The sequence below is a fragment of the Kribbella sp. CWNU-51 genome (assembly GCF_054073265.1).
This window is the reverse complement of the sequence record NZ_JBSXMZ010000050.1, coordinates 1-24,197: the sequence shown is the minus strand read 5'-3', so window position 1 is coordinate 24,197 and position 24,197 is coordinate 1. Positions and strand designations below refer to the sequence as shown.

Annotated in this window: 27 protein-coding genes and 1 tRNA gene; 20 read left to right on the top strand and 8 right to left on the bottom strand. The window is 68.7% G+C overall.

Annotated elements, in window-relative coordinates:
- Window positions 1-85: 85 nt before the first annotated feature.
- The 9 genes from ACXC9Q_RS37090 (at window position 86) to ACXC9Q_RS37050 (ending at window position 8,414) form a co-directional block, all read left to right on the top strand.
- The gene (locus tag ACXC9Q_RS37090; protein WP_457061314.1) at window positions 86-979 is read left to right on the top strand and encodes a nucleoside hydrolase; all 894 of its coding nucleotides are present in this window, start codon (window positions 86-88) and stop codon (window positions 977-979) included.
- Complete coding sequence (locus tag ACXC9Q_RS37085) at window positions 976-1,971, top strand: sugar phosphate isomerase/epimerase family protein (RefSeq protein ID WP_457061313.1); 996 nt, start codon at window positions 976-978, stop codon at window positions 1,969-1,971. The genes ACXC9Q_RS37090 and ACXC9Q_RS37085 overlap by 4 nt, the downstream gene beginning before the upstream one ends.
- On the top strand, window positions 1,968-2,867 hold the full coding sequence (locus ACXC9Q_RS37080) for a transketolase (protein WP_457061312.1): 900 nt from the start codon (window positions 1,968-1,970) through the stop codon (window positions 2,865-2,867). The genes ACXC9Q_RS37085 and ACXC9Q_RS37080 overlap by 4 nt, the downstream gene beginning before the upstream one ends.
- Window positions 2,864-3,820, top strand: coding sequence for a transketolase family protein (locus tag ACXC9Q_RS37075; protein ID WP_457061311.1), 957 nt, complete (start codon window positions 2,864-2,866; stop codon window positions 3,818-3,820). The genes ACXC9Q_RS37080 and ACXC9Q_RS37075 overlap by 4 nt, the downstream gene beginning before the upstream one ends.
- 87 nt (window positions 3,821-3,907) lie before the next feature.
- On the top strand, window positions 3,908-4,882 hold the full coding sequence (locus ACXC9Q_RS37070; protein ID WP_329483496.1) for a sugar-binding transcriptional regulator: 975 nt from the start codon (window positions 3,908-3,910) through the stop codon (window positions 4,880-4,882).
- Window positions 4,882-6,222 carry a threonine/serine ThrE exporter family protein gene (locus ACXC9Q_RS37065; RefSeq protein WP_457061310.1) on the top strand — a complete coding sequence of 447 codons (1,341 nt, stop codon included), beginning with the start codon at window positions 4,882-4,884 and terminating at the stop codon, window positions 6,220-6,222. The genes ACXC9Q_RS37070 and ACXC9Q_RS37065 overlap by 1 nt, the downstream gene beginning before the upstream one ends.
- A gap of 84 nt (window positions 6,223-6,306) precedes the next feature.
- Window positions 6,307-6,705, top strand: a complete 399-nt coding sequence (locus ACXC9Q_RS37060) for a cyclic nucleotide-binding domain-containing protein (protein WP_329483498.1) — start codon at window positions 6,307-6,309, stop codon at window positions 6,703-6,705.
- The gene (locus ACXC9Q_RS37055) at window positions 6,695-7,693 is read left to right on the top strand and encodes an adenylate/guanylate cyclase domain-containing protein (RefSeq protein WP_457061309.1); all 999 of its coding nucleotides are present in this window, start codon (window positions 6,695-6,697) and stop codon (window positions 7,691-7,693) included. Before ACXC9Q_RS37060 ends, ACXC9Q_RS37055 begins: the two co-directional genes overlap by 11 nt.
- Window positions 7,694-7,697: 4 nt before the next feature.
- A complete protein-coding gene (locus ACXC9Q_RS37050) occupies window positions 7,698-8,414 on the top strand; it encodes a GNAT family N-acetyltransferase (protein WP_457061308.1) in 717 nt (238 codons plus the stop codon).
- Here the strand turns inward: ACXC9Q_RS37050 and ACXC9Q_RS37045 are convergent, their stop codons facing one another.
- Window positions 8,415-8,864 carry a MarR family winged helix-turn-helix transcriptional regulator gene (locus tag ACXC9Q_RS37045; RefSeq protein ID WP_457061307.1) on the bottom strand — a complete coding sequence of 150 codons (450 nt, stop codon included), beginning with the start codon at window positions 8,862-8,864 and terminating at the stop codon, window positions 8,415-8,417. It abuts the gene before it with no gap.
- 53 nt (window positions 8,865-8,917) lie between these two features.
- On the opposite strand from ACXC9Q_RS37045, the gene ACXC9Q_RS37040 reads away from it, so the two are divergent.
- Window positions 8,918-9,967, top strand: coding sequence for a GNAT family N-acetyltransferase (locus tag ACXC9Q_RS37040; RefSeq protein ID WP_457061306.1), 1,050 nt, complete (start codon window positions 8,918-8,920; stop codon window positions 9,965-9,967).
- Here ACXC9Q_RS37040 and ACXC9Q_RS37035 read toward each other — a convergent pair.
- Together ACXC9Q_RS37035 and ACXC9Q_RS37030 are read right to left on the bottom strand one after the other, a co-directional pair.
- Window positions 9,964-11,193: a DUF1700 domain-containing protein gene (locus tag ACXC9Q_RS37035; protein WP_457061305.1), complete on the bottom strand. Its 1,230-nt coding sequence runs from the start codon at window positions 11,191-11,193 to the stop codon at window positions 9,964-9,966. The two genes, ACXC9Q_RS37040 and ACXC9Q_RS37035, sit on opposite strands and share 4 nt — an antisense overlap.
- Window positions 11,190-11,519 (bottom strand): PadR family transcriptional regulator, encoded by a 330-nt coding sequence (locus ACXC9Q_RS37030; protein WP_328525209.1) that lies wholly within the window; start codon window positions 11,517-11,519, stop codon window positions 11,190-11,192. The genes ACXC9Q_RS37035 and ACXC9Q_RS37030 overlap by 4 nt, the downstream gene beginning before the upstream one ends.
- 184 nt (window positions 11,520-11,703) lie before the next feature.
- Between ACXC9Q_RS37030 and ACXC9Q_RS37025 the strand changes: the two genes are divergently transcribed.
- Window positions 11,704-12,633 carry a helix-turn-helix domain-containing protein gene (locus ACXC9Q_RS37025; RefSeq protein ID WP_457061304.1) on the top strand — a complete coding sequence of 310 codons (930 nt, stop codon included), beginning with the start codon at window positions 11,704-11,706 and terminating at the stop codon, window positions 12,631-12,633.
- 64 nt (window positions 12,634-12,697) lie between these two features.
- Here the strand turns inward: ACXC9Q_RS37025 and ACXC9Q_RS37020 are convergent, their stop codons facing one another.
- The gene (locus ACXC9Q_RS37020) at window positions 12,698-13,558 is read right to left on the bottom strand and encodes a DUF559 domain-containing protein (protein ID WP_457061303.1); all 861 of its coding nucleotides are present in this window, start codon (window positions 13,556-13,558) and stop codon (window positions 12,698-12,700) included.
- A gap of 171 nt (window positions 13,559-13,729) precedes the next feature.
- Window positions 13,730-15,667: a Xaa-Pro dipeptidyl-peptidase gene (locus ACXC9Q_RS37015; RefSeq protein ID WP_457061302.1), complete on the bottom strand. Its 1,938-nt coding sequence runs from the start codon at window positions 15,665-15,667 to the stop codon at window positions 13,730-13,732.
- A 180-nt stretch (window positions 15,668-15,847) separates the two neighbouring features.
- On the opposite strand from ACXC9Q_RS37015, the gene ACXC9Q_RS37010 reads away from it, so the two are divergent.
- The 3 genes from ACXC9Q_RS37010 to ACXC9Q_RS37000 all read left to right on the top strand — a co-directional run bounded on the left by ACXC9Q_RS37010 (window position 15,848) and on the right by ACXC9Q_RS37000 (window position 18,812).
- The gene (locus ACXC9Q_RS37010) at window positions 15,848-16,828 is read left to right on the top strand and encodes a LacI family DNA-binding transcriptional regulator (protein ID WP_457061301.1); all 981 of its coding nucleotides are present in this window, start codon (window positions 15,848-15,850) and stop codon (window positions 16,826-16,828) included.
- 14 nt (window positions 16,829-16,842) lie between these two features.
- Window positions 16,843-17,757: a 1,4-dihydroxy-2-naphthoyl-CoA synthase gene (locus ACXC9Q_RS37005; protein ID WP_328525214.1), complete on the top strand. Its 915-nt coding sequence runs from the start codon at window positions 16,843-16,845 to the stop codon at window positions 17,755-17,757.
- Between the two features lie 89 nt (window positions 17,758-17,846).
- A complete protein-coding gene (locus ACXC9Q_RS37000) occupies window positions 17,847-18,812 on the top strand; it encodes a phage baseplate protein (protein WP_457061300.1) in 966 nt (321 codons plus the stop codon).
- A gap of 3 nt (window positions 18,813-18,815) precedes the next feature.
- Here the strand turns inward: ACXC9Q_RS37000 and upp are convergent, their stop codons facing one another.
- Window positions 18,816-19,457 (bottom strand): uracil phosphoribosyltransferase, encoded by a 642-nt coding sequence (gene upp, locus ACXC9Q_RS36995; RefSeq protein ID WP_457061299.1) that lies wholly within the window; start codon window positions 19,455-19,457, stop codon window positions 18,816-18,818.
- A 234-nt stretch (window positions 19,458-19,691) separates the two neighbouring features.
- On the opposite strand from upp, the gene ACXC9Q_RS36990 reads away from it, so the two are divergent.
- From ACXC9Q_RS36990 to ACXC9Q_RS36965, 6 genes are all read left to right on the top strand, one after another.
- Window positions 19,692-20,189: a tRNA adenosine deaminase-associated protein gene (locus ACXC9Q_RS36990; RefSeq protein ID WP_405070505.1), complete on the top strand. Its 498-nt coding sequence runs from the start codon at window positions 19,692-19,694 to the stop codon at window positions 20,187-20,189.
- Between the two features lie 31 nt (window positions 20,190-20,220).
- Entirely contained in the window at window positions 20,221-20,649 is a 429-nt protein-coding gene (locus ACXC9Q_RS36985; RefSeq protein WP_457061298.1) for a nucleoside deaminase, read from the top strand.
- A 13-nt stretch (window positions 20,650-20,662) separates the two neighbouring features.
- Window positions 20,663-20,753, top strand: a tRNA-Ser gene (locus ACXC9Q_RS36980).
- Between the two features lie 98 nt (window positions 20,754-20,851).
- Window positions 20,852-22,363, top strand: a complete 1,512-nt coding sequence (locus tag ACXC9Q_RS36975) for a potassium/proton antiporter (protein ID WP_457061297.1) — start codon at window positions 20,852-20,854, stop codon at window positions 22,361-22,363.
- 47 nt (window positions 22,364-22,410) lie between these two features.
- Complete coding sequence (locus ACXC9Q_RS36970) at window positions 22,411-22,893, top strand: hypothetical protein (RefSeq protein WP_457061296.1); 483 nt, start codon at window positions 22,411-22,413, stop codon at window positions 22,891-22,893.
- A 56-nt stretch (window positions 22,894-22,949) separates the two neighbouring features.
- On the top strand, window positions 22,950-23,234 hold the full coding sequence (locus tag ACXC9Q_RS36965; RefSeq protein ID WP_457061295.1) for a hypothetical protein: 285 nt from the start codon (window positions 22,950-22,952) through the stop codon (window positions 23,232-23,234).
- Here ACXC9Q_RS36965 and ACXC9Q_RS36960 read toward each other — a convergent pair whose 3' ends face one another.
- Window positions 23,235-23,798 (bottom strand): LytR C-terminal domain-containing protein, encoded by a 564-nt coding sequence (locus ACXC9Q_RS36960; protein ID WP_328525221.1) that lies wholly within the window; start codon window positions 23,796-23,798, stop codon window positions 23,235-23,237.
- Window positions 23,799-23,826: 28 nt separating this feature from the next.
- Window positions 23,827-24,120 (bottom strand): type II toxin-antitoxin system VapB family antitoxin, encoded by a 294-nt coding sequence (locus tag ACXC9Q_RS36955; RefSeq protein ID WP_328525222.1) that lies wholly within the window; start codon window positions 24,118-24,120, stop codon window positions 23,827-23,829.
- Between the last annotated feature and the right edge of the window lie 77 nt (window positions 24,121-24,197).

The window sequence follows — 24,197 nt, the reverse complement described above, 5'->3', positions numbered from 1 at the left end:
TCTTGACGGGACTCTAGCGTCGTGACGACGCTCGTCGCGACAAGTTATGCACTACTGAATATCTATTCGCTGTGAGGGAGCCCCGGTGAAACCGAGCAGACGGCGGGTGATCATCGATACCGACGCCAAGAACGAGGCGGACGACCAGTTCGCGATCGTGCACGGGCTGTTGTCGCCCACCTTCGACATCCGCGGCCTGATCGCGGCCCACTTCGGCACGCGGCGGTCGGACCGCAGCATGGCGGAGTCCCGCGAGGAGATCGACCTCCTGCTGGACCTGATGGACCTGAGCGGTCAGGTCCCGGTCGCCAACGGCGCGCCGACCGGCATCGCGGACGAGCAGACCCCGCTGGACTCGCCCGGTGCGCGGCTGATCATCGAGGAGTCCAAGCTGGCGTCGAAGGACGATCCGCTGTTCGTGTCCTTCCTCGGCCCGCTGACCGACATGGCGTCGGCGATCCTGCTCGACCCGGAGATCGTGCACCGGGACGTGATCGTGATCTGGATCGGCGGACGCGGGTACTACGGGCACACGTCGTACCCGGGGATCGAGTTCAACCTGTCGAACGACATCCACGCCGCGAACGTGGTGTTCGGCTCCGGCATCACCGTCTGGCAGGTGCCCAGCGACGTCTACACGAAGGTGTCGGTCGGATACGCCGAGCTGGACGAGAAGATCGGCGACGCCGGCCCCCTGGGCAAGTATCTGATCGAGCAGTTGCACGAGTGGAACGCGACCTACCACGGCGAACCGATCGAGTCCCGGTCCCTCGGCGACTCGCCGGCGATCGCGCTGATGCTCTACCCGAGCAGCGGGAACCTGCGCGTCCGTCCGGCTCCGCGATTCGGCGTCGACGGCTGGTACCTGCCCGGCACCAACAACCCGATCAGCGTGGTCGAACAGGTCGACGTCCGCTTCCTGCTCGAGGACATGTTCGCCAAGATCCGCCGCTTCGCCCGCCAAAGGAGCACCTCATGACCAACCTGCCGGTTTTCGGAGCGGGGATCTGGCACTTCGCGACCTACAAGGACCGTTACGCCACCGACGGCTATGGGCCGCCGGTCGGGCTGCTCGAGCAGATCGACCGGGCCGGCGCCGTCGGCGACCTGTCCGTGGTCGACCTGAACTGGCCGTTCGCCGGGTACGACGGGACCCTCGACGACGTCAAGGACGCGCTGAAACGCAACAATCTCAAGGCGATCGCGATCACGCCCGAGATCTACACCCGCGATTTCGTCAAGGGCTCGCTCACCAACCCGGACCCCGCCGTCCGCAGGCAAGCGATGGAGCTGTTGCATCAGGCAACGGAACTGGCGAAGGACCTGGGCTGCTCGTACGTGAAGCTGTGGCCCGGCCAGGACGGCTGGGACTACCCGTTCCAGGTCGACTACCACGACATCTGGAACCTGGCGCTGGACGGACTGAAGGAGCTCGTCTCCGCGCACCCGGACATCAACTTCGTGATCGAGTACAAGCCGCGCGAGCCACGGGTGAAGATCATCTTCCCGAACGTCGCCCGCACGCTGCTCGGGATCGAGAAGATCGGCCTGCCCAACCTGGGCATCCTGCTCGACTTCGGCCATTCGCTCTACGGCCAGGAGACGCCCGCCGACGCGGCCCAGCTGGCGATCGACTACGGCCGGCTGTTCGCCATCGACGTGAACGACAACCTGCGCGGCTGGGACGACGACATGGTCGTCGGCTCGGTGCACCTGGTCGAGACGTTCGAGTTCTTCCACACTCTGCGGAAGAACAACTGGGAGGGCGTCTGGCAGCTGGACCAGTTCCCGTTCCGCGAGGACAGCGTCGAGGCCGCGAAGCAGGCGATCCGGTTCCTCAAGGCGGTGCACCACGCGCTCGACGTACTGGATGACGAGGCGCTGGCCGCGGCACAGGCTTCGCACGACGCGCTGGCCGCGCAGAAGCTGGTGCAGAAGGTGCTGCTGAGTTCGATGGCGGAGCTGGCATGACACTGACGGTCGAACACACGACCATGCCCGTGCTCGGGCGGCTGCCGATCCACAGCAGCCGCGCCGAGCAGATCGCGCACCTCGCCGAGGCCGCGAAGCAGATCCGGATCCAGGACCTCAAGCTGGTCCATCACGCCGGCGCCGGGCACATCGGCGGAGACTTCTCCGCCATCGACATCCTGGCGACCCTGTACGGCGCAGTGCTCGACATCTCGCCCGAGACGGTCGCTGACCCGGAGCGCGACCGGTTCATCCTGAGCAAGGGGCACGTCGCCGGAGCGCTCTACACCACGCTGGCGGCGTTCGGCTTCCTGCCGGTGAGTGAGCTGGCCACGTTCCTGAAGCCGTTGTCCGCCCTGAACGGTCACCCGAACCGGACCAAGGTCGCGGCGGTCGAGGCCAACACGGGCCCGCTCGGACACGGCTTGCCGGTCGCGGTCGGGCACGCCTTGTCGGCCAGGCTCGACGGGTCGTTGCGCCGTACGTATGTGCTCGTCGGTGACGGCGAGCTGCAGGAGGGCAGCAACTGGGAGGCGATGATGGCGGCCTCGCAGTACCAGCTGGATCGGCTGACCGTGATCGTGGACCGGAACCGGCTGCAGCAAGGTGCGACCACCCAGGAGACCAACGACCTGGATCCGCTGCCGGAGAAGGCGACGGCGTTCGGGTTCGCGGTGGTGGAGGTGAACGGTCACGACCATGGCGAGCTGCTCGACGTGCTGTCCGCCGTACCGTTCCGGCCGGGCAAGCCGACGTTCGTGATCGCGCACACGCACAAGGGCCACCCGATCTCGTTCATGAGCGACAACGTCGCGTGGCACCACCGGGTGCCGGACGCGGCGGAGTTCGAGCAGGCGCTGGCCGAGTTGGCGCGCTACGACAGGGGATCGGGATGACCATCGTCCACGCCTCGATCGCGGACCAGCCGAGGTACGACTGCCGGGATGCGTACGTCGAGACCCTGGCCGAGCTCGCGCACGCGGACCACCGGATCGTCGGCGTGGTGAACGACTCGGTCGGCTCGAGCAAGCTGAACAGCTTCCGCACTGCGTTCCCGGACCGGCTGATCAACGTCGGCATCGCCGAGCAGGACATGGTCGGGGTCGCCTCCGGGCTGGCCAACGGCGGCCGGATCCCGTTCGTCTCGGCCGCGTCGTGCTTCCTCACCGGGCGCGCGCTCGAGCAGATCAAGGCCGACGTCGCCTACTCGAACGCCAACGTGAAGTTGTGCGGTATGAGTCCGGGCGTCGCGTACGGCGAACTCGGCCCCACGCACCACTCGATCGAGGACATCGCCTGGCTGCGGGCGATCGCGAATCTGACCGTGATCGTGCCGGCCGACCCGATCGAGACGGCGGCTGCGCTGCGCTGGGCGGCCGCCTCGGACGGGCCGGTGTTCATCCGGGTCAGCCGGATGAGCGTGCCGAAGGTCTACGCCGATGACTACGAGTTCCAGCTGGGCAAGGCGATCACGGTCCGGGACGGGAACGACGTGACGCTGATCAGCAACGGGACCGTGCTGTGGCGGGCGATCGCCGCGGCCGAACGGCTCGCCGAGGAGGGCATCTCGGCCCGGGTGCTGTCGATGCCGACGGTCAAGCCGCTGGACACCGGAGCCGTGGTCGCGGCCGCGCGGGAGACGGCCGGAATTGTCACCGCCGAGGAGGCGGTGTCCGGAGGCGGCCTCGGCGGTGCCGTTGCGGAGACCGTCGTACAGCAGCATCCGGCGCGGGTGTCGATCCTCGGGATCCCCGAGTTCGCGCCCACGGGGTCGGCCGGCTACCTGCTGGACCGGTACGGGCTGTCCGCCGAGGGGATCGCGGACGCCGCCCGCCGCCTCGTCCGGTGAACACGCTTGCACGTGTGGTCTTGCGGATTCGGTCTGGGTTTATCTGACCTATAGTCCAGATTCCTGATCGTTTGTTAGGGGGTTGAGGTGAACGCCAACCGCGCAGTGCGTCAGCCGGGGCTGGACGAGCTGCGGTTGCTGGCGAAGGTGGCCCGGATGTACCACGAGAAGGGCATCCGGCAGCCGCGCATCGCTGCCGAGCTGAACCTCTCCCAGGCGCGGGTGTCGCGGATGCTCAAGCAGGCCGTCGAGGTCGGCATCGTGCACACCGTGGTGACCATGCCGAGCGGCGTGCACAGCGACCTCGAGGACGAACTGCAGGGCCGCTACGGACTGCGGGACGCGGTCGTCGTCGACACCGCGGGGAGTGGGGACGAGGTGCTGCCGGCGCTCGGCTCGGGCACGGCGGCGTACCTCGACATGACGCTGACCGGCGGACACGTGATCGGCATCTCGTCGTGGAGCGAGACGCTGATCAGCGCGGTGGACCGGATGCCGCGCAAGAGCGTGCCGGTGGTGGACAAGGTGGTCCAGATCGTCGGCGGGCTCGGTGACGCGGCGGTGCAGATGCAAGCCACCCGGCTGACCGCGCGGTTCGCCGAGCTGACCGGCGCGATGCCTGTCTACCTGCCCGCGCCGGGCCTGGTCGGGACGCCGGCGGTGCGGCGCGCGATGATGAACGACGTGTCCGTTCGGGACGTTCTGGGCACGTGGGGACAGCTCACCGACGCGCTGGTCGGGATCGGCAGCCTCGAGCCTTCGCCGCTGCTGCAGCGCAGTGGCAACGCGGTCGCCGAGGCCGACCAGGACGAGCTACGCCGGCTCGGCGCGGTCGGGGACGTCTGTTTCCGGTTCTTCGACGAAGAGGGAAAGCACGTGCGCTCGACGTTCGACCAGCGAGTCATCGGGGTGACCGCGAAGGAGCTGCTGGCGGTGCCGCGCCGGATCGGGGTCGCGGGTGGTGAGCGGAAGTACTCCGCGATCCGCGCGGCGCTGCTCGGCGGCTGGGTCAACATCCTGATCACCGACCTGGCGATGGCTCACCGCCTGCTCGGCGAGTGATGGAGCTCGAGCAGCGGGAGGTCTACCGGACCATCGATCTGGCGTTGCGAGTGGGCGAGGTGCTGCTGTCCAGTGGCGCCGGTACGGCGGACGCGACCGCGACCATGCTCGGGGTCACCGCTGCCGGTGGGCTCCGCGGGTGCGAGGTCGACATCACCTTCACCTCGATGACGATCTCGTACCAGGCGGCGCCGGACGTCGCGCCCGAGACGCACATCCGCCTGGTTCGCTACCGGTCCCAGGACTTCTCCCGGCTGACCGACGTCGATCAGTTGGTACGGCGGTTCGCCCGCGGTGACGTGACCCGGGACGAGGCGAGCCGTGAGCTGGCCCGGTTGACCTCGGCGGGTCCGCCGTACCCGCGCTGGAGTGCCGTCCTGGCCTGGGGTGTGATGGCGGGTGGCGCCACACTCCTGCTGGGTGGCGGCTGGCTGATCACGATGGTGGCGGTCGTCACGGCGATCGTCATCGATCTGAACAACCGGTGGTTCAACCGGCAGCGGCTGCCCGCGTTCTACCAGCAGGTGGCCGGCGCCTTCGTCGCGACCGCGGTCGCCCTGATCCTGTACGCCGTCCACGCGCCGGTGAAGCCGTCCCTGGTCGTTGCCGCAGGCATCATCATGCTGCTGGCCGGGATCGCCCTGACCGGCGCGGTCCAGGACGCGATCACCGGGTACTACGTGACCGCGGCGGCGCGCAGTCTCGAGGCGATGCTGCTGACCGGCGGGATCATCGCCGGAGTGTCGCTCGGTCTCGCGATCGGCCTCAAGTTCGGCCTGAGCGTCGGGATCGAGGCGCAGACGATCCAATTGGCGAACCTGCCGATCATGGTCGGTGCCGGCGCGCTGATGGCGGTCGCGTTCGCCTACGCGTCGTACGCACCGCTTCGGGCGCTGCTACCGGCCGCAGTGATGGGCGCTCTGGGGGCGTTGGTGTTCACGCTGATGACGCGGGCCTCGTTCGGTCCGGCGTGGTCGACCGCGGCGGCGGCCTTCGCCGTGGGTCTCGGAGGTTATTCGCTCGGCCGGCGGTCGGGAGTACCGCCGCTGGTCCTGGTGGTGTCGGGCTCGATCCCGTTGCTGCCGGGACTGACCATCTACAAGGGGTTGTACGAGCTGATGGGCCTCGGCAACCTGCTCGGCATCTTCAGCCTGGTGACAGCGATCGCCATCGGCGTCGCGCTCGCGTCCGGCGTCATCCTCGGTGAGTACGTCGCGCAGCCGATCCGGCGCGAGGCCCGGCGCCTCGAGGATCGCCTCGCCGGGCCTCGCCTGGTCGGACCACGCCGCCCGGTACGTCGTCGTGCCGGCCGCCCGCGCCGCCGGCGGAGGGTCGAGTGACCTCTGCCCCGGGCAGCCGTTAGAGTTACCGACTGGAAACATCGGCTGATCGCCGGGGTGGCCCGGCGAGCTCGGAGGATCGACGTGGCACTGGGTAGGACATCCCCGCGCGACCTGCCGCTGTTCGCGGATCTGTCCGGACGCGACATCAGGGACATCTTCCGGGCCGGCGAGGAGGTCTCGGTGCCGGCTGGCTGGTCGCTGATCCTGGAGCAGACCCCGCCGGACGCGGCGTACCTGATCCTGAGCGGTACGGCCGCGGTACGGGAGAAGGGCCAGGAGATCGCCGAGCTCGGGCCCGGCGACATCGCCGGCGAGGTCGCGGTCCGGAAGAACACGTTGCGCACGGCAACCGTCACGGCCAAGTCCCGGCTGCAGCTGCTGCACTTCACCCGGGAGAAGTTCGACGACCTGACCCGCCGCCTGCCGGCCTTCCGCGACGCGATCGACGCGACCATCGCCGAGCGCCGCGGTGGTTCCTGACGCCGGCCCCGCTGCCGGAGCTCAGGGAGATCTGGCGAACCTGCAGCGGGAGTTCGAGCGGACGCTGCTGGGCGGGGAGCGGAAGTTCACCCGGACCGAGGTGTCGGAGCGGGCCGGGATCTCGAGCGAACGCGCCGATCGGATGTGGCATGCGCTCGGGTTCGCGACCGTGCCGGACGCCGAGGTCGCGTTCACCGACGACGACGTCGAGGCGCTGCGGCTGGTGGCGGCGCTGGAGGACGACGACTTCATCGATCCGGAGATGGAGTCCTCGCTGGCGCGGAAGCTCGGGCAGACGCAGTCCCGGCTGGCGTCGTGGCAGTCGGCGATGTTCGTGGAGTTCCTGGGCGGGTCGAAGCTGCCGGCAGACGAGGCGCTCGAGGTGGCGGGGATGCTGCTGCCGGCGATGGAGCGGCTGCAGACCTACGTGTGGCGCCGGCACCTGGCCGCGGCCGCCGGGCGGGCGATGGCCGGGTCGGACGAGGTGGCGCGCGGGGTGCGGGCGGTCGGGTTCGCAGACATCGTCAGCTTCACCCGGCTGACGCGGCGGCTGACCGACGCCGAGCTCGGGCAGGTGATCGAGCGATTCGAGGGGACGGCCGCCGACGTGGTCGCGCTGAACGGCGGCCGGGTGATCAAGTCGATCGGCGACGAGGTGCTGTTCGTCGCGGACACCGCGGCCCAGGGTGCGGCGGTCGCGCTTGCGCTGCAGGACGCCGTGACCGAGGCCGAGGATCTCCCCGAGCTGCGGATCGGGCTGTCCTACGGCACGATCCTGATCCGGCTCGGCGACGTGTACGGCGAAGTCGTCAACCTCGCCGCCCGCCTCACCTCGGAGTGCAAACCCGGCCGTGTCCTGGCCGACCGTGAGCTCGCCGCCGCCCTCGACGGTCACCCCGACTTCCGCCTGCGCCGCCTCCGCCGGGTCTCGGTCCGCGGCTACCACCACCTCGCGCCGTACGCCCTCCAACGGCCTGAGGGACAATGATCGGGTGCGCGAGATCCAGACCACTGCTGACCTGATCCGGGCGAGTGGAGGCGATCCGCTGATCGTCTGGGCCGCCCAAGGCTTCGGCCCCGGCGTCCGGGCCTGGTACGACGGTGACGCGGTCGCCGTGGCGTCACCGGACCTCTCCAAGCGCGACCGGCTCGCGGTCTCCGGGTCCGCGGAACCGGCCGCTCGGTTGGCGGCCGGCGTCTTGGCCGAGGTCGGGCCGAGCTTCCGCCCGTTCGGCTCGGAGGTGCTGCTGCGGGAGCTGGCGGATCGCGTGCCGGGGATGCAGTTCGCGGCCGCGTTCGGCTGGATGGAGACGGTGCAGACTCCGGACGTGACCACGACCGCGGCTTGGCTCGACGGTGACGCCGGGGTCGAGGAGTTGCTGACCGAGGCGTCTCCTTCGTCGTACGCGTGGCCCGGGCGTGGCGGCGTACGACGCTGGGCCGCGGTGGGCGGTGATGGCGGGGAACTGTTGAGCATCGCGGCGGATGCGTGGAGCGCGCCGGAGGTCGGGTTCCTGGCCGGCGTCGCTACCAGGCCTGTTGCCCGGGGCAAGGGATTGTCCCGGCAGGTGTGCGGGTTCGTCACGGCCGAGCTGATCAAGCGGCACGGCCGGGCCGCTCTGATGGTAGACGGTGACAACGCCACGGCTATCGGGCTCTATCGAAAGCTGGGCTACACCTACCACCGCGTCGCCGCCGCCTTCGTCTGATCAGTCGGGCAGGTCGGCGATTCTGGTCGAGACCCGCTCCAGGACGGCGAGCTCCTCGGGGCTGAGGTGGTCGATGAAACGCTGCCGGACGGAGTCGAGGTGACCGGGCGCGGCTTCCGCGAGTACGTCGAAGCCGTGGTCGGTCAGGTGGTAGATCGAGCCGCGCGCGTCGGCGGGATCGGGTTCGCGCTCGATCAGGCCGCGGGCCTCCATCCGGGCCGCGTGGTGTGACAACCGGCTGCGGGACCACTGCATCTTCTCCGCGAAGTCCTTCAGTCCCCAGCGCCGGCCGGGCTTCTCGGACAGGGTGCTGAGCACCTCGTAGTCCGCGGTGGACAGGCCGAGCTGGTTCAGGTCACGGGCGAGCCGGGACGGGACCACGGTCAGCAACCGGCGCACGGCACGCCAGGCCCGCTCCTCGTCGGACTCCAGCCAGCGCGTCTCGGTCACGGGTCCGATCGTACTTCTTTGACGTGTCAAAGAACAGGTGTACGCTCTTTGACATGTCAATGACAATTCTGCTGGTCATCGCCAGCACCCGCCCCGGGCGGCTGGGCCCGGCGGTTGCACAGTGGTTCGCCGGTGCCACCGCCGAGGTGGCGGCCGAGCTCGGGGTGCGCCTCGAGGTAGCGGATCTGGCCGAGGTCGGCCTGCCGTTCCTCGACGAGCCGGAGCATCCGTCGAGCGGGAACTACGTGCATGAGCACACCCGGTCCTGGAGCCGGCGGGTGGCGGCGGCAGATGCCCTCGTGTTCGTGACGAGCGAGTACAACTACGCGATGCCGGCCACTCTCAAGAACGCGTTCGACTATCTGTACGCCGAGTGGGCGTGGAAGCCGTGCCTGTTCATCGGGTACGGGAACACCTCGGCCGGGACCCGCGGTGTCCAGATGGCTCGGGGTGTGGCGGCGTCCTTGCGGATGCTGCCGATCGGGAGCGACATCTTTCTCCGGATCGCCGATGATCTGCAGGATGGCGTTGTGATCAATTCGGAGCGACTGGCCGCGCGGGCCCGCGATGCGTTGCGTCAGCTCGGTCGGGTGGCTGACGTCCTGCGGCCGTTGTACCGGGAGGACACGGGGACAAGTGCGCTCGAGTCGGCCGCGATCGTGCCCGCTGTGCTCGGGGATGCGGCCGAGCTGTTGGTGCTGCAGCGGTGCTGCTGGGTCGACGAGGCGATCGCCAACTCACGGCTCGATCTGCCCGCCCTGGTGGAGTCGGAGGCCGAGGTCGTCGCCGGTCTGCAAACCTGGTCCACCTGGTGCGTGCGATCCGCCGGGCGTCTCGTCGGCTCGGTGCGTGCGCTGCGGGACGGGGACAGCTGGGAGATCGGCCGGCTGATGGTTGCCCCGGACCACCGTCACACCGGCCTGGGCCGTCGCCTGCTGGCCTTCGCCGAGGCCCAGGCGCCGTCCGGTGTCACGGCCGCTGTGCTGTTCACCGGCGAACACAGCGACCGCAACATCCAGCTGTACCAGAAGGCCGGCTACTCGCTCTCCACCGAATCCGCACCGGCCGGTGCTGTCCGCCTCACCAAGCCGCTCGCGGCCTAGCGGCTGGGCTGCACCGTCAGCGTCACGCCCGGGCGCGGGGGCGACGGCTTCGGGGTCTGGGTCGGCGTGCCGGTCGGGCCGCTGCTCGGGCTCGGCGTCGGCTCCGTGCGGGTGGCCGGCGCCGGGGGCGGGACGAACGGGGCCTTGCTGGTGTCCTTGCAGTTCTCCGGGTCCGAGTTGCCGTTCTCGTCCGGGCTGACCACAGCCTGCGGGAAGAGGTTGCTGGTCGTATCCCGGTCGCCGGAGCCGTAGTTCGTCGCGCAGTCCTGCAGCGGCAGGCTGATCGGGTTGCCGTCCTGGTCGTACAGCCGGACGTCGACCTGCTTGCCCTGGGCATCGAACGGGTAGATGTTCGAGATCTGGTTCCCGTCCAGCGTGAGGCCGTTCGACGGCGGGTTGTACGACGAGCGGTCGCCACGGTAGTCGTGGTAGTTGGAGAACACGCCGAACGCCGTACCGGCGTACGCGGCGGCGAGGAAGGCCGGGACCGCGATGGCCGCGACGACGTTGAGCGGTACGACGTACCAGAGCCAGCGCCGGTCCTGCTGCGTCTTGCGGCCGATCCAGATCGACACCGCAGCGCCGGCGATCGAGCCGACCACGGTGACCGAGTTCGCGCCGAACAGAGCGAAGAAGCCGCCGGCGCCGATCACGCCACGGGCGACCCACCAGACCGGCTGACCGATGCTGACCAGCTCGTGGCGGACATGCGGTGGGATCTGCTCGATCCATGCATGAATGGCGGCCGCGCCGCGGGTGCCGTGTGGGGTGTCGAGGACGACCCGCGGGTCGTTGCCGTGCAACGCCCGTACGCCGAGGAAGGCCCCGCCGAACAGCACCGCGAGCCCGAGCAGGCCGAAGAAGGCGGTCGCGTCCTGCTGCCACGCGAAGATGCCGACGGCAATGAAGAACGGTCCGGCGGTGGCCGCGATCAGGCCCCAGCGCAGCGCCTTCCGGCCGGCGTCGAGGTGGGCGTCGCCGACCGGCTGGGTCCGGGGTGGATATCCGGCGGCGGTGCGCAGCTCGTCGGCATACTGCTGTGGTGTGCCCAGACGCTCCTGCAGGGCCGCGATGGTCGGCTCGCCCTCGAACTCGGCGGCCACCTCGGTCAGGTGACCACTGACGTCGTCGAGCACGTCCTCCAGCTCGCCCGGCGGCAGGTCGCTGAGCTCGGCCCGCACCTGGGCCAGGTAGATCGCGACCGCTCCGGTCAGAGTGCTGTTCACGCGGCCTCCTTCTCCAGCAGCAACACCGACATGGTGTCGGCGAAGTGGTTCCAGGTCTTGGTGGACTGCCGGAGCAGCTCCCGGCCGGTCTTGTTCAGCCCGTAGTACTTCCGGTGCGGGCCTTCCTCACTCGGCTGCACGTACGACGTCAACGCGCCGGCCGCGAACAACCGCCGCAACGTCCCGTACACCGACGCGTCCGCGACATCCTCCAGCCCCGCGGCCCGGAGCCGCCGCAGCACGTCGTACCCGTATCCGTCGGCGTCCCGCAACACCGCAAGCACCGCCAGATCCAGCACGCCTTTGAGCAACTGGCTCGTATCCATCCCAACCTCCCTAACGCACCGAGAGGCCGGACCCCTCAGACCGCCCTCCCGGTGCTCCACCGACCACACTACTACACACTGCGGAGTACTCCACTAGACAGCAGTCGGCGCGGCCTCGGGCGTGATTGACAGGTCCGCAATTTCGATCAAGTACGTCGGGGCGCGGGTCGGGCACAGTGGGGGCATGGCGGATGTGTTCGAGGAGTTCGTGGCGGTGGTGGCTGAGGGGATGGCCGGGCCGGGAACCGCGGTGGTGAACGGGGCCGGGCTGGCCGGGCGGGTGCATCTGTCGCGGTTCCATTTCGATCGGGTGATCGGGGCGGTGGCGGGGGAGTCGCCGTTCGCGTTCCGGCGACGGGTGTTGCTGGAGCGGGCGGCGTACCGGTTGCTGGCCGAGCAGGTCGCCGTACTGGATGTGGCGGTGGAGGCCGGGTACGGGTCGCACGAGGCATTCACTCGGGCGTTCGCCAGGGCTTACGGGATGTCGCCGCGGGAGTGGCGGCGGGAGGCGTCGCGGGTGTTCTTCCTGACGGCGCCGAGTGGGGTTCATTTTCAGCCGCCGGCGGGTTTGAGGCTGCCGGCGCGGAGAGAGGTGAGAGGGATGGACGTACTGGTCAGGATGGTTGAGCATCACGTCTGGTTGACCGGCGAGATGATCGAGCGCGGCGCCCGGCTGGATGCGGCGGCGCTGGACCGGCCGATCGAGCTGTCGGTGGAAGGGATCGACGACGACATCTCGATCCGGTATCTGCTGGATCGGCTGGTCTGGCAGGAGGAGATGTGGCTGGCGTCGGTGGAGGACCGGCCGTTCCAGGTGCCGGAGTGCGGGCGGCAGGTGGTCACGCCGATCTCCGAACTGCGTGAACGGCACGCGATCGCCGGTTCCCGCTTCGTTGCCTTAGTCAACCAGTTGAACGAGGAGGGCCGTTTCGACGAGAGCTTCGTCGACACCACCTGCGAACCACCACGAGTCTTCACGTACGGCGGCATGGTCGCCCACGTGCTCACCTTCGCCGCCCACCGCCGCTCCCTCCTGATCGGCGCCTTCTACACCGCCGGCATCACCGACCTGGGCGCCGGCGACCCCATGCACTACGTAGCCGAAGGCAAGTAGTTCGCCGAGTCGTGGATCCGGGCTGCGAGACGGCGGCGAGTCGGAGCCGGATTCCACGACTAGGTCACGCGGCGAGTGGGTGGTGGCGGGTGCGGAGGTCTTGAGAGATGCGGGCGATGACAGTGTCGGGGGACTGGAGGAGGTCGTGGGCGGTGATGACGCGGACGAGCCAGCCTTCGCGCTCGAGGTTCTCGCGCCGGCGGATGTCTCGCCGCCACTGGCGGATGTCGAGCAGATGGTGCTGACCGTCGTACTCGATCGCGATCTTGAGGTCCGGGTAGCACAGGTCCGGTCGTGCCAGCCAGCCTCCGTCGGCGTCATAGATCACGCGGCCGACCTCTGGCTCGGGGAGACCGGCTAGGACGAGCAGGAGCCGTAGCCACGACTCCATTGGCGAATCGACTCCACGTCGTACGAGTGCAGCCGCTTCCCGGGCGAGCCGGACGCCACGTACGCCGATCGCCGCCGACGCCTTCTCTCGCAGGTGTTCCGGGTCTGCCCCAGCACGCCGTACCAGCGAATCCCCAGCCGTGACGAGTTCGGTCAGGTCGCAGTACGGTGCGACGTCGAGGAACGTGCGGTCGGGAGGCGTCAGCGGAAGTCCGACCTGCAGCACGCACTCGAGGTTGTGCACTTCGTGAACACGCAGACCGCGGATGCGCGGCCGGGTTCGTTGAGGATCACGGCGGACACTCACGTGTACGTCGTCGCCGGCCGGTGCTTCCGCGGACCACAAGGCCAAGGCGGTTTGGTGGCTCAGCACCGCGTCGGGTGTCAACAACAAAGCGGCCTCGGCCCGCAACCGAGGTGTGACCGGGACGTGCGCGGCGACGTAGACCGACCCGAGCACTCGGCGATATCCCACTCCGCGCAACACCCCACGCGACATCCCCGCCGCCCGGGCCTGCGCTGCCGTGAACAACATCCCACCATTCTCCCAACCCCACCACCACCCCATCCCCCTTTATCCACAGGCCTCCGAGTCGTGGCATTCGGCGGGACGTACGAAACCCGAGTCGTGGCTCAGGGCTGAGCAAGGGCGGGTGCAACCAGCCCAAATCCACGACTCGACGAACAGGGCCGGGGGCGGCGTGGGTTAGTTGGTGGGGTCGTGGAGGTCGGGGCGTTGGGTGGGGGTGGTGATGTCTACGTCGATGGGCTGGAGCTTGGTGGGGGCGGCGATCTTGCCGGAGGTGACCGGGAGGTTGAGTTTGCTGCCGGCGAGGTCGATGTCGATGGTGGCGCCGGTGTCGTTGGGGCTGGTCCACTCGGTGTCGGACAGGGTGATCGCGAGGCCCAGGATGCGGCCCTTCGGGATCACCTCGTCCTGGGCGCGGAGGGGGACGGTGACGGTGGTCCACTGGCCGGGGGTGAGCGGAGTCGGCTTGCTCAGGGACTTGCTGTGGGCGGCGTCGATCCAGCCGCGGCTGACGATGCCGTGGTCGCTCGGTGTCGTCAGCTTCTCAACGGTGTAGTAGCAGCTGTCGTCATAGTCCGTACTCGCGCCTTCACAGGAGCTCACGTCGGTACGCCGGACCCCGGTGTACCGCGCGGCGTCGCCGTACTCGATCAGGCGGGCGGTGACCGGCGTGGTGGTCGAGTCGGACTTGAGCTTCAGTGTGACCGACGACGTGCCGCTGATGCGGATCGGCACCGGCAGTGGCGCGGACAGGAACATCTGCCGGCCGGCGATCACCGTGGTCGGGTCGGCGACGATGTCGTCCTCGGTCAGGTCGGGGTCGTCCGTGATCGTCACCGACCCCTTGCCCTGGGCACCTAGTTTGCCCGCGGACAGCGGCACGGAGACGGGACGGTTGACGGCCGGCCAGGTCGTGTAGTTGCGCCACACGTCGGGGGCGGTCTCGATCGTTGCCATCGGCTCCTTCATGACGCCGTTCTGCAAGCCCTGCAGCCAGTAGTCGAACCACTTGTGCAGCTCGTCCACCCAGGCGTCCCGACGGAACTCGAAAGGATCGACGTGGTCTTCGAGACCCAGCCACAGCTTCCGGGGCACGTTGTTCTTCGACAGTGCCGTCCACCACTGCGAGAAGTGGTTCGTCTGGACGTTGTAGTCACTGAGTCCGTGCGTCATGAAGACGGACGCCTTCACCTTGCCGGCGTCCTTCAGGTAGTCACGCTCGGACCAGAAGGCGGTGTAGTCGCCGGTCTCGTCGTCGTCGTTGTCACCGAGCTCGCCCCGAACCGCTTCACAGGCAGGGCTGTCATGACCGACGTAGCCGCCCAGCCAGGGCATGTAGTCGTCGGAGTACGGCACGCCGCCGGAGCGCGTGTAGTCGTACCACGAGGAGATCGCCGAGATCGGCACGATCGTCTTCAGGCCTTTGACGCCGGTCGCCGCGACCCCGTTCGCCAGGGTGCCGTCGTACGACTTGCCGATCATCCCGACGGAGCCGGTGGTCCAGGTCGCCTTGACTTGGCGGCCGTCCGCGGTGTGCGCGGTGTTGCGGCCGTTCAGCCAGTCGATCACGTCGACCACGGAGTCGATCTCGTCCTTGCCGCCGACGTCGCCGCAGCCGGTCGAGCGGCCGGTGCCGACGATGTCGACGCCGATCATCGCGTAGCCGCGCGGGACGAAGTAGTTGTCGTAGTACAACGGCATCTTCTGGATGACGCCGTTCGCGTCGTACGTCTTCTTCTCGCTCTCGTTGCCGCGACCACAGCACGAGTAGTACGGCGAAGCGTCCATGATCACCGGGATCTTCACCCCGGCCAGCGCGGTCTCGACCGGCCGGACGATGTCGACGGCGATCACGTCGTCCTTGCCGTCGGAGTCGGTGTCCATCGTGGTGTCGACGTACACGGATTCGCGGATCGCGGCGTCGTAGTCGTAGACCGGCTGGGTGCTCTTCGTGGCCGTGTCGATGTGCTCCGGCACGGTCGGAGTGGCGGCCGGTCCGGCGCCGGCACCGGGGTCGTCCGGGATCGGGGCAGCCACAGCCGGACCGGTCACGGTCGCGAGGCTGAGCACGGTGGACGAGACCAGGATCGTCACCCTGGCGCGGACGGTCGTCATGGCTCGGAAGGCTAGTCACTCCCGCGCCGCAAAGCCAGGTTCTGCCGAGATTGGTAAGCACTTCCCGGCGACACAGCGTAACGAGACACTGATTCCGATAAGGTGACCGCCACCAACCCCTGGGGGAGAGCAAGAAAGGGTAGGCCAGTGAATCTGCGAGCACCGGTGACATTACTGGACGTGGCACAGCGCGCGGGCGTGTCGGTCGCGACTGCCTCCCGCGTGCTCAACGGCGGGGATCGAGTGCCCCGCCCCGAGTTGCAGGAACGGGTCAAGGCGGCCGCTGACGAGCTCGGCTACACGCCGAACGCGCAGGCGCAGGCGCTGGCGAAGTCGTCGACGAACCTGGTCGGCATCCTGGTCCACGACATCGAGGACCCGTACTTCGCCGCGATCGCGAACGGCGTGATGCGCGCCGCGGACGAGCGCCATCTGCTGGTGATGATGGCCAGCACGTTCCGGGACTCGGAGCGCGAGATCGCTTACCTGTCGTCGTTGCGGGCGCAGCGGGCACGGGCCGCCGTGATGATCGGCAGCCGGCGGACCGACGCCGAGAGCCTGGCCCGGACCGCGACCGAGGTCGAGACGTTCCTCAGCTCCGGCGCCGGTTTGGCGCTGGTCAGCCAGTCCGGGATGCCGGCCCACACGATCGAGCCGGACAACCGTTCCGGCGCGGCCGCGTTGGCGCGTGAGCTGATCGGGCTCGGCTGGCGGAAGTTCGCCGTACTGGGTGGGCCGGACACTCTCGCGACGGCGCGGGACCGGCGGGACGGATTCGTTGCGGGACTGGCGGAGGCCGGGCTGCAGCCGGTGGCGGTCGAGGCCGGCGAGTTCACCCGTGACGGTGGGTACGCCGCTGCCGGGGTGCTGCTGGATCGGCAGGCCGATGTTGACTGTCTGTTCGCGGTGAACGACGTGATGGCGGTCGGTGCGATGTCCGCTTTGCGTGCGCGCGGACTCGACGTGCCCGGCCGGCTGGGAGTGGCCGGATTCGACGACATCGCCACGCTGCGGGACGTGTGGCCGGGACTCACGACGGTCCGGCTGCCGCTGGAGCAGATGGGCCGGCGGGCCCTGGAGCTGGCGATTGAGGGCGGCGACGCGACCACCGAGACGTTCAAGGCCGAGGTCGTCCTGCGGGAAAGCACCGCACGCGGCTGAAATATGCTCGCGGCGTGACCGATGCCGCGCATGTCTCCGAGATCTTCGACCCGTCGGCCTGGAAGCAGGTGGACGGTTTCGATCTGACCGACATCACTTATCACCGGGCGGTCGACGCCGGGGTGGTGCGGATCGCGTTCAACCGGCCCGAGGTGCGCAACGCGTTCCGGCCGCACACTGTCGACGAGCTGTACCGGGTGATGGACCACGCGCGGATGTCGACCGACGTCGGTTGCGTGCTGCTCACCGGCAACGGCCCGTCGCCGAAGGACGGCGGGTGGGCGTTCTGCTCGGGTGGCGACCAGCGGATCCGCGGCAAGGACGGCTACAAGTACGCCGAGGGCACGACGGCTGAGAGCATCGATCCGGCGAAGGCGGGGCGGCTGCACATCCTCGAGGTGCAGCGGTTGATTCGCTTCATGTCGAAGGTCGTCATCTGCGTCGTACCGGGCTGGGCCGCGGGTGGCGGGCACAGCCTGCACGTGGTCGCGGACCTGACGCTGGCGTCCGCGGAGCACGCGCGGTTCAAGCAGACGGACGCGGATGTCGCGTCGTTCGACGGTGGGTTCGGGTCGGCGTACCTGGCCCGGCAGGTCGGGCAGAAGTTCGCGCGGGAGATCTTCTTCCTCGGAGACGAGTACTCCGCCGAGGACGCGTACCGGATGGGCATGGTGAACAAGGTCGTGCCGCACGCCGAGCTCGAGACGGTCGCGCTCGAGTGGGGCAAGAAGATCTGCGCGAAGTCGCCGACCGCGCAACGGATGCTGAAGTACGCGTTCAACCTGATCGACGACGGACTGGTCGGGCAGCAGCTGTTCGCCGGTGAGGCGACCCGCCTCGCCTACGGCACCGACGAGGCCGCCGAGGGTCGCGACTCGTTCCTGGAGAAGCGCCCCGCGGACTGGTCGCCCTACCCGTACGCCTTCTGAGGGTTCTCAACACGATTCACTGAGGAGTTATCAGAAATTTGTGCGCGAACTGATGACAGTTCGCGGTAGGTCGTTTACGGTCGAGCGCTATGAACAAACTCTCTCGCCGTGGATTGCTCGCCGGCGCCGGAGCGCTGGTGGCTGCCGGAGCGGTCGGGTCGCCGGCTTCCGCTCGTACGACCGCCCTCTGGCCGACCCGGCGCTTCGAACTGGACGGGCCGGGTGGTGAGCTGTTTCGCAGCAAGCCGCTGGCCGATGTGACCGTGCTGCAGTCGATTGCCTTCGACAACTGGAATCAGCGACTCTTCACCGGTCAGTTGCGCGCTGGATCACCGGCGAACAGTGGGGACCTCACGCTGACGCAGCTAAGCCTTCGTGGTGACGTGCTCGGGCACATGTACCTGAACGGGTTCGGTCACGCCGTGTCGATCGGTGCCGAGAGCATCGGTCGTACGACGTACCTGTGGACCGAGACGGACAACGACACCGCGGCCTCGCGCGGGCGGCAGATCGCGCGCTTCCCCTGGCAGAACGGCGCGACGCTGACCATGGACTCACCGGGGCTGCGGAGGTGGAAGCCGGTCGCGGACGGGGCTGTGTTCACGCCGTCCGTCGATCAGCGGCACGGCCGGATCGCGATCCGGCACACGCTGACGGACGGCTTCCACATCAACGTGTACTCGCTGGCGGCCGCGCGACTGGGCAACTTCTCGCACGCGCTCGCGTCGTTCAAGCAGCCCACGATGACCGAGGGCATCGACTTCCAGGGCTGGGCGTTGTACGGCTCGTACGTCTACCTCTGGGAAGGCGAAGCGTACGCCGGTGCGTCCGACCCGGAGTTGGCTACGTCGAAGCTGTGGTGCTACGACATCAACACCGGTGAGGTCGTGCAGTCGGTGCGCATCCTCGACGGCGCGGAGCTCGTCTACCGCGAGGCCGAGGGTGTCGGTGTCCATGTCGACTCCTGGGGCCGCCCGAAACTCTGTTTCGGGTTCGCCTCCGGGGTCACCGGCGACCGGCGCGTCAGCCTCTTCTACCGCAACAAGCTGGTCTGAGTCCTACTGGGCGACGCCGTACAAGCGGTCGCCGGCGTCGCCCAGACCCGGCACGATGTAGCCCTTGTCGTTCAGATGCGAGTCCATCCCCGCGATGACGAGGTTGCACGGGATGTGGAGATCGGCGAGCTCCTGCTCGATCCGCGCCACGCCCTCGGGCGCCGCGAGCAGGCAGATCGCGGTGATGTGGTCGGCGCCCCGGTCGACCAGGAACTGGATCGCCGCGGCCAGTGTGCCGCCGGTGGCCAGCATCGGGTCGAGCACGTAGCACTGGCGACCGGACAGGTCCTCCGGCAGCCGTTCGGCGTACGTCGAGGCCGTCAGGGTCTCCTCGTTCCGGATCATGCCGAGGAAGCCGACCTCCGCGGTCGGCAGCAGCCGGGACATGCCCTCGAGCATGCCGAGCCCGGCCCGCAGGATCGGCACCACCAGCGGTTTCGGCGCGGTCAGCTTGACGCCCTGGGCCTCTGCGACGGGCGTCTGGACGGTGACCGGGCCGGTGCGGACGTCCCGCGTCGCCTCGTAGGCGAGCAGCGTGACGAGTTCCTCGGTCAGCCGCCGGAACGTGGGTGAGTCCGTGTGCTCGTCCCGCAGCGCGGTGAGCTTGTGGGCGACGAGCGGGTGGTCCACGACGAGGATCTGCATAAGCCGGAACGGTACCGTCGGCGATTCGCGGCGGGAAAGCGCGCTCGCTGTCAGGCTCGACTGTGCCCGGTTTTCCGGGCACCGGGATCTGCCCCTGCCGGCGCGCCCGGCTCCGCGTGGCCCTGCGGAGAGCGACGTACGGTCACTGACCGTTGACCGGTGTTCGTGGATCTGATACCACGTCGAGATCGCGAATGCCTCCCGTGCGGAGCGCTTGTCTGCGACGATGATCCGGTGTCTGATGCCACGGCTGGGCCGATGACCACCGATCTCGATTTCGCGGTCGCCGCTTACACCGAGGACGGGGTCTGGACCGTCACACCGCTGGTGCTGCGCGGTGAGCCGGACCTGTCCACGGTGGTGTCCGCGCTCCGGCGCTACCCGGGCGAGGCCGGTGTCCTGGGCATGCTCTCGGTCGACGAGGACTTCTTCATCCTGTTGCGGGTGATCGGCGGCCGGGCCCGGTTGCTGATCTCCGATGTCACCGCCGCGACCGAGTGGCCGCTGGCCCGGCAGGTGGTGGACGAGCTCGACATCCCGCTTGCCGATGACGACGACGAACAGGTCCCGGCCGGCGACCTGGCGATCATCGCCGACCTCGGCATGAGCGCGATGGATCTGGGCGCGCTGTGCGACGACGTCGACCTCTACCCGGAGGAGATGCTGGAGGAGATCGCCGACGCACTCGGGTTCGGCAACCAGTTCCACGAGGCGATCGAAGCCGTTGGCTAGTCCGGCGCTGCGGCGCGAGTGGGGGCGGTTGATGACACTCGCGCTGGAGGAGGGGGAGAAGGCGCGGCCCGACGTACCGATCGGGGCGATCGTCGTGGACGCCGACGGTTCGGTGATCGGCCGCGGCCACAACGAGCGGGAGGTCACGGGCGATCCGACCGCGCATGCCGAGGTCCTCGCGATCCGTGCCGCCGCCCGGCATGTCGGCGAGTGGCGGCTGACCGGGTGCTCGCTGGTCGTCACGCTGGAGCCGTGCACGATGTGCGCCGGCGCGATCGTGCTGTCCCGGCTGGACCGGCTGATCTTCGCGGCGTACGACGAGAAGGCGGGAGCCGTGGGGTCACTCTGGGACGTCGTCCGGGACCGGCGGCTCAACCATCGGCCCGAGGTCGTGGGCGGCGTGATGGCCGACGAGGCGGGTGCCCGGCTCCGCGATTTCTTTATCGGGCACAGACCTTGATAGCCTCTCCGGCGGTGGCGTGTCCGAGCGGCCGAAGGAGCGCGCCTCGAAAGCGCGTGACGGGCAACCCCCGTCCGAGGGTTCAAATCCCTCCGCCACCGCCAACCACCTTTCGCGGGTGGAAGTTAGGCCGGAGACCCTGATGCTGTGTGATGCGTCAGGGTTTTCGTCTCTCGGGACCTGACTCGACGAGGGGCCCCACATGGACGTTGAGGAGCTCGATCGGATCCTGCTGGCCGGGGCCGCGGTGCTGCTGGTCGCGGTGGTGGCCGTCCGGTTGTCGGGGCGGCTCGGGCTCCCGTCGCTGCTGATCTACCTCGGGATGGGGCTCGTCCTCGGCGAGTCGGGGCCGGGGCACATTCATTTCGAGAACGCCCAGCTCGCGCATGCGCTCGGGTTCGCCGCGCTGGTGGTGATCCTGACCGAGGGCGGTCTGACCACCCGGTGGAACGAAGTGCGCCCGGTGATGCCGCTGGGCGTCGTACTGGCGACTGTCGGCGTCGCGATCAGCGTGGGCGTGGTCGCCTGCGTGGCGCACTTCGTGCTCGGGCTGGACTGGCAGATCTCCGTACTGCTCGGGGCCGTCACGTCACCGACGGACGCGGCCGCGGTGTTCTCGGTACTGCGGCGGGTCCCGGTCAGACCGCGGTTGCGGGGTGCGCTGGAGGCCGAATCCGGTCTGAACGACGCGCCAACCGTTTTGCTCGTCACTCTGGTCAGCACGGGCGAGGTTGGTGAGAAGGGGCTGCTGTACTTCAGCGGCCTGGTGCTCTACGAGTTGGTGATCGGTGCGCTGTTCGGGTTCGTGATCGGGTGGCTCAGCGTCGGCCTGATCCGCCGGATGGCGCTGGGCTCGGCCGGTCTGTATCCGCTGGCGGTCCTGTCGCTGGCGATCATCTCGTACGCCGGTGGCGCGGTGCTGCTGCACGTGTCGGGATTCGCGGCCGTCTACGTGACCTCGCTGGTGCTTGGACGGGCCGAGTTGCCGCACCGGATGGCCACGCGGTCGTTCGTCGATGGGATCGCATGGCTGGCCCAGATCGGGCTGTTCGTGATGCTCGGGCTGCTCGCGTCGCCGGGTCGCTTCCGGCTGAACGACGTACTCCTCGCGTTGGTGATCGGCATCGCGGTGACGGTGGTCGGGCGGTTCGCGTCGGTGGCGGTGTCGGCGGCGCCGTTCCGGTTGCCGTGGGCCGAGCAGACGTTCATCGCGTGGGCGGGGTTGCGCGGCGCGGTCCCGATCGTGCTCGCGACGATCCCGCTGGCTGAGGGTGTACCGCAGGCGGACCGGATCTTCGACGTGGTGTTCGTGCTGGTGCTGCTGTTCACGCTGCTCCAGGGGCCCTCACTGCCCTGGCTGGCGCGCCGGCTCGGGGTGCTCGACGAGAACGCGGCGTACGAGGTGGACATCGACGTGGCGCCGCTGGAGTCGCTCGGTGCCGACATGATCCAGGTGCACGTACCGAGCGAGTCCCGCCTGGCCGGCGTCGAGATCGGCGAACTCCGCCTCCCGGGCGGCGTCTCGGTCGCCCTGATCATCCGCGGCGACCGCGCGTTCGTCCCGGACCGCCGCACCGTCCTCCGCGCCGCCGACTCCCTCCTCGTCGTCGCCCCCAGCCCTCTCCGCGACCAGACCGTCCGCAGGCTCCGCGCCGTCTCCCGAGCCGGCCGCCTGGCCGGCTGGTTCGGCGAACGCGGCCGCGAACAGCTCTGAGGCCGACTCGGTTGCCCAGGGGGTTAGTTCTGAACTACCTTTGAACTATGTCAGACCTGCAGGAAGTGAACTTCTCGGACCTGCTTCAGCGCCCCAACGAAACAGTGGAAAAGCTGAAGGCGAGCCGGCACCGCGCCCTCCGCGTCCACCGCCGCGGCTCCGAGGACGACCTCGTGCTGACCACTGTCCAGCAAGCGACGGAAGAGCATGAGGTGGTCGACCTCGCCGTACGCATGCTGCGCGCGGTGATGAGCGATCCGGTGCTGCGCTCGCAGGCCCCCCTCGACATCCTGCCGCGGATCTTCCCCTGGAGCATGTTCCTGCCTCCGGAGGATCGGATCGGCTTCGCGCAGGAACTCGTCGATGTGATGGACGCGAGCTCGGAGCTCGGGGTTTCGGCGCCGGTGCTCACGCTGATCGCCCAGTGGCGCAACACCGCCGATGTCTGGGCGGATCCCGAGTTGCTCGCCATCCTTCGATCACCGCGCGAGGGTGATCTCGGTCCGGTGCCCAGGCCGACTGTCGAGTGAGCCCGGCGAAGCGTGGTGATCGGGTCGCTCCTCCCGCGGGGCCCGATCACTGGGAGATGAAGTTCTTCAACACTCCTGCTGCCAAGGGATGGGAGGAGCTCTGTCGGCAGGCTCCTGGCAACACCGAGAAGGCTTGGGCCGAGATTCGGAGAGAGCCTCGGCCGTTCCCAGGATCCGCTCGACACCACCGGCTGAAGGGGCGGCTGTCCACCGAGAACGGACTCGAGCAGTGGCAGTACGAGGTGACCGGCGGGGGCCGGATCTGGTACCTCATCGACTCGGATCAGCACACGGTGTGGATCACGTACGCCGGGACCGGGCACCCGAAGGCGACCGACTGATCAGTTCGGGTTCTGGCCGGAGGGGACTGGTTGGGGGGTGTGGATGACGGGGAGGCAGACGTTGGCGTTCGGGGGGACGGTGACGGAGGGGAGGCCCTTGAGCTTCACCGAGCCGAAGCCGGCGCCGATGACCAGGTCGACGGTGTGGTCGGTGCGGCCGTCGCCGATGAGGAGAGCCTTCTGATTCAGCTGGCCGGCGATCAGCAGCATCTCGGGCGCGGTCTCGCTGGCGCCGCGGATCGAGACCACGTCGATCTTGTCGCCCTTGGGCTCGTTCGCGATCTTGCTGATGTTGAAGCCGCGCTTCTTCAACGCATCCGCGACCCGCTGCGCCGAGCCCGCCTTCGCACCGCCGTTGTAGACGTTCAGCACGACCTGCTTGGGCACCAGCCGGTTGTTCGGCAGCTTCTGCTCGACGCAGGTCGGCTCGGCGCTGCTGTTGATCAGGGACTTCCAGCCCCACCAGCCGCCGCCGGCCAGGATGCCGAGCAGGATCACCATCGTGATCGGCGTCCGCCAGTGGATGCGCGAATGTGGTCTCGGTTGCGGATGGATCGCTGTCATCGGCTCAACCCCCCGTGAGCAGACATGGTCAGTCCACGACCAGGACCCGGGCGTGCAGCACCAGCCGCTGCTGCAGCGCGGCACGCAGGGCGCGGTGCAGACCGTCCTCAAGGTACATGTCGCCCTTCCACTCCACCACATGCGCGAACAGATCGCCGTAGAAGGTCGAATCCTCGTCGAGGAGCGCGTTCAGGTCGAGGGTGCCCTTGGTCGTCACGAGCTCGTCCAGCCGCACCTGCCGTGGCGGCAGCGACGACCAGTCCTTCGGCTTGAGCCCATGGTCCGGGTACGGGCGTTCCTCCCCGACGCGCTTGAAGATCACCCCCCGAAGTCTAGCCCGCCGTTTTCATGGCGGTTGGTGGTGAGGCTGTGTTGGTGAACTGAAAGGTGCTCCTGACC

What these genes read in the sequence shown, in the direction of transcription:
- ACXC9Q_RS37085 (WP_457061313.1), top strand. Translation starts at nt 976, where the DNA reads ATGACCAACCTGCCGGTTTTCGGAGCGGGGATCTGGCACTTCGCGACC.
- ACXC9Q_RS37080 (WP_457061312.1), top strand. Translation starts at nt 1,968, where the DNA reads ATGACACTGACGGTCGAACACACGACCATGCCCGTGCTCGGGCGGCTG.
- ACXC9Q_RS37075 (WP_457061311.1), top strand. Translation starts at nt 2,864, where the DNA reads ATGACCATCGTCCACGCCTCGATCGCGGACCAGCCGAGGTACGACTGC.
- ACXC9Q_RS37065 (WP_457061310.1), top strand. Translation starts at nt 4,882, where the DNA reads ATGGAGCTCGAGCAGCGGGAGGTCTACCGGACCATCGATCTGGCGTTG.
- ACXC9Q_RS37040 (WP_457061306.1), top strand. Translation starts at nt 8,918, where the DNA reads ATGTCAATGACAATTCTGCTGGTCATCGCCAGCACCCGCCCCGGGCGG.
- ACXC9Q_RS37030 (WP_328525209.1), bottom strand. Translation starts at nt 11,519, where the DNA reads ATGGATACGAGCCAGTTGCTCAAAGGCGTGCTGGATCTGGCGGTGCTT.
- ACXC9Q_RS37025 (WP_457061304.1), top strand. Translation starts at nt 11,704, where the DNA reads ATGGCGGATGTGTTCGAGGAGTTCGTGGCGGTGGTGGCTGAGGGGATG.
- ACXC9Q_RS37020 (WP_457061303.1), bottom strand. Translation starts at nt 13,558, where the DNA reads ATGTTGTTCACGGCAGCGCAGGCCCGGGCGGCGGGGATGTCGCGTGGG.
- ACXC9Q_RS37015 (WP_457061302.1), bottom strand. Translation starts at nt 15,667, where the DNA reads ATGACGACCGTCCGCGCCAGGGTGACGATCCTGGTCTCGTCCACCGTG.
- ACXC9Q_RS37000 (WP_457061300.1), top strand. Translation starts at nt 17,847, where the DNA reads ATGAACAAACTCTCTCGCCGTGGATTGCTCGCCGGCGCCGGAGCGCTG.
- upp (WP_457061299.1), bottom strand. Translation starts at nt 19,457, where the DNA reads ATGCAGATCCTCGTCGTGGACCACCCGCTCGTCGCCCACAAGCTCACC.
- ACXC9Q_RS36985 (WP_457061298.1), top strand. Translation starts at nt 20,221, where the DNA reads ATGACACTCGCGCTGGAGGAGGGGGAGAAGGCGCGGCCCGACGTACCG.
- ACXC9Q_RS36975 (WP_457061297.1), top strand. Translation starts at nt 20,852, where the DNA reads ATGGACGTTGAGGAGCTCGATCGGATCCTGCTGGCCGGGGCCGCGGTG.
- ACXC9Q_RS36970 (WP_457061296.1), top strand. Translation starts at nt 22,411, where the DNA reads ATGTCAGACCTGCAGGAAGTGAACTTCTCGGACCTGCTTCAGCGCCCC.
- ACXC9Q_RS36965 (WP_457061295.1), top strand. Translation starts at nt 22,950, where the DNA reads ATGAAGTTCTTCAACACTCCTGCTGCCAAGGGATGGGAGGAGCTCTGT.
- ACXC9Q_RS36960 (WP_328525221.1), bottom strand. Translation starts at nt 23,798, where the DNA reads ATGACAGCGATCCATCCGCAACCGAGACCACATTCGCGCATCCACTGG.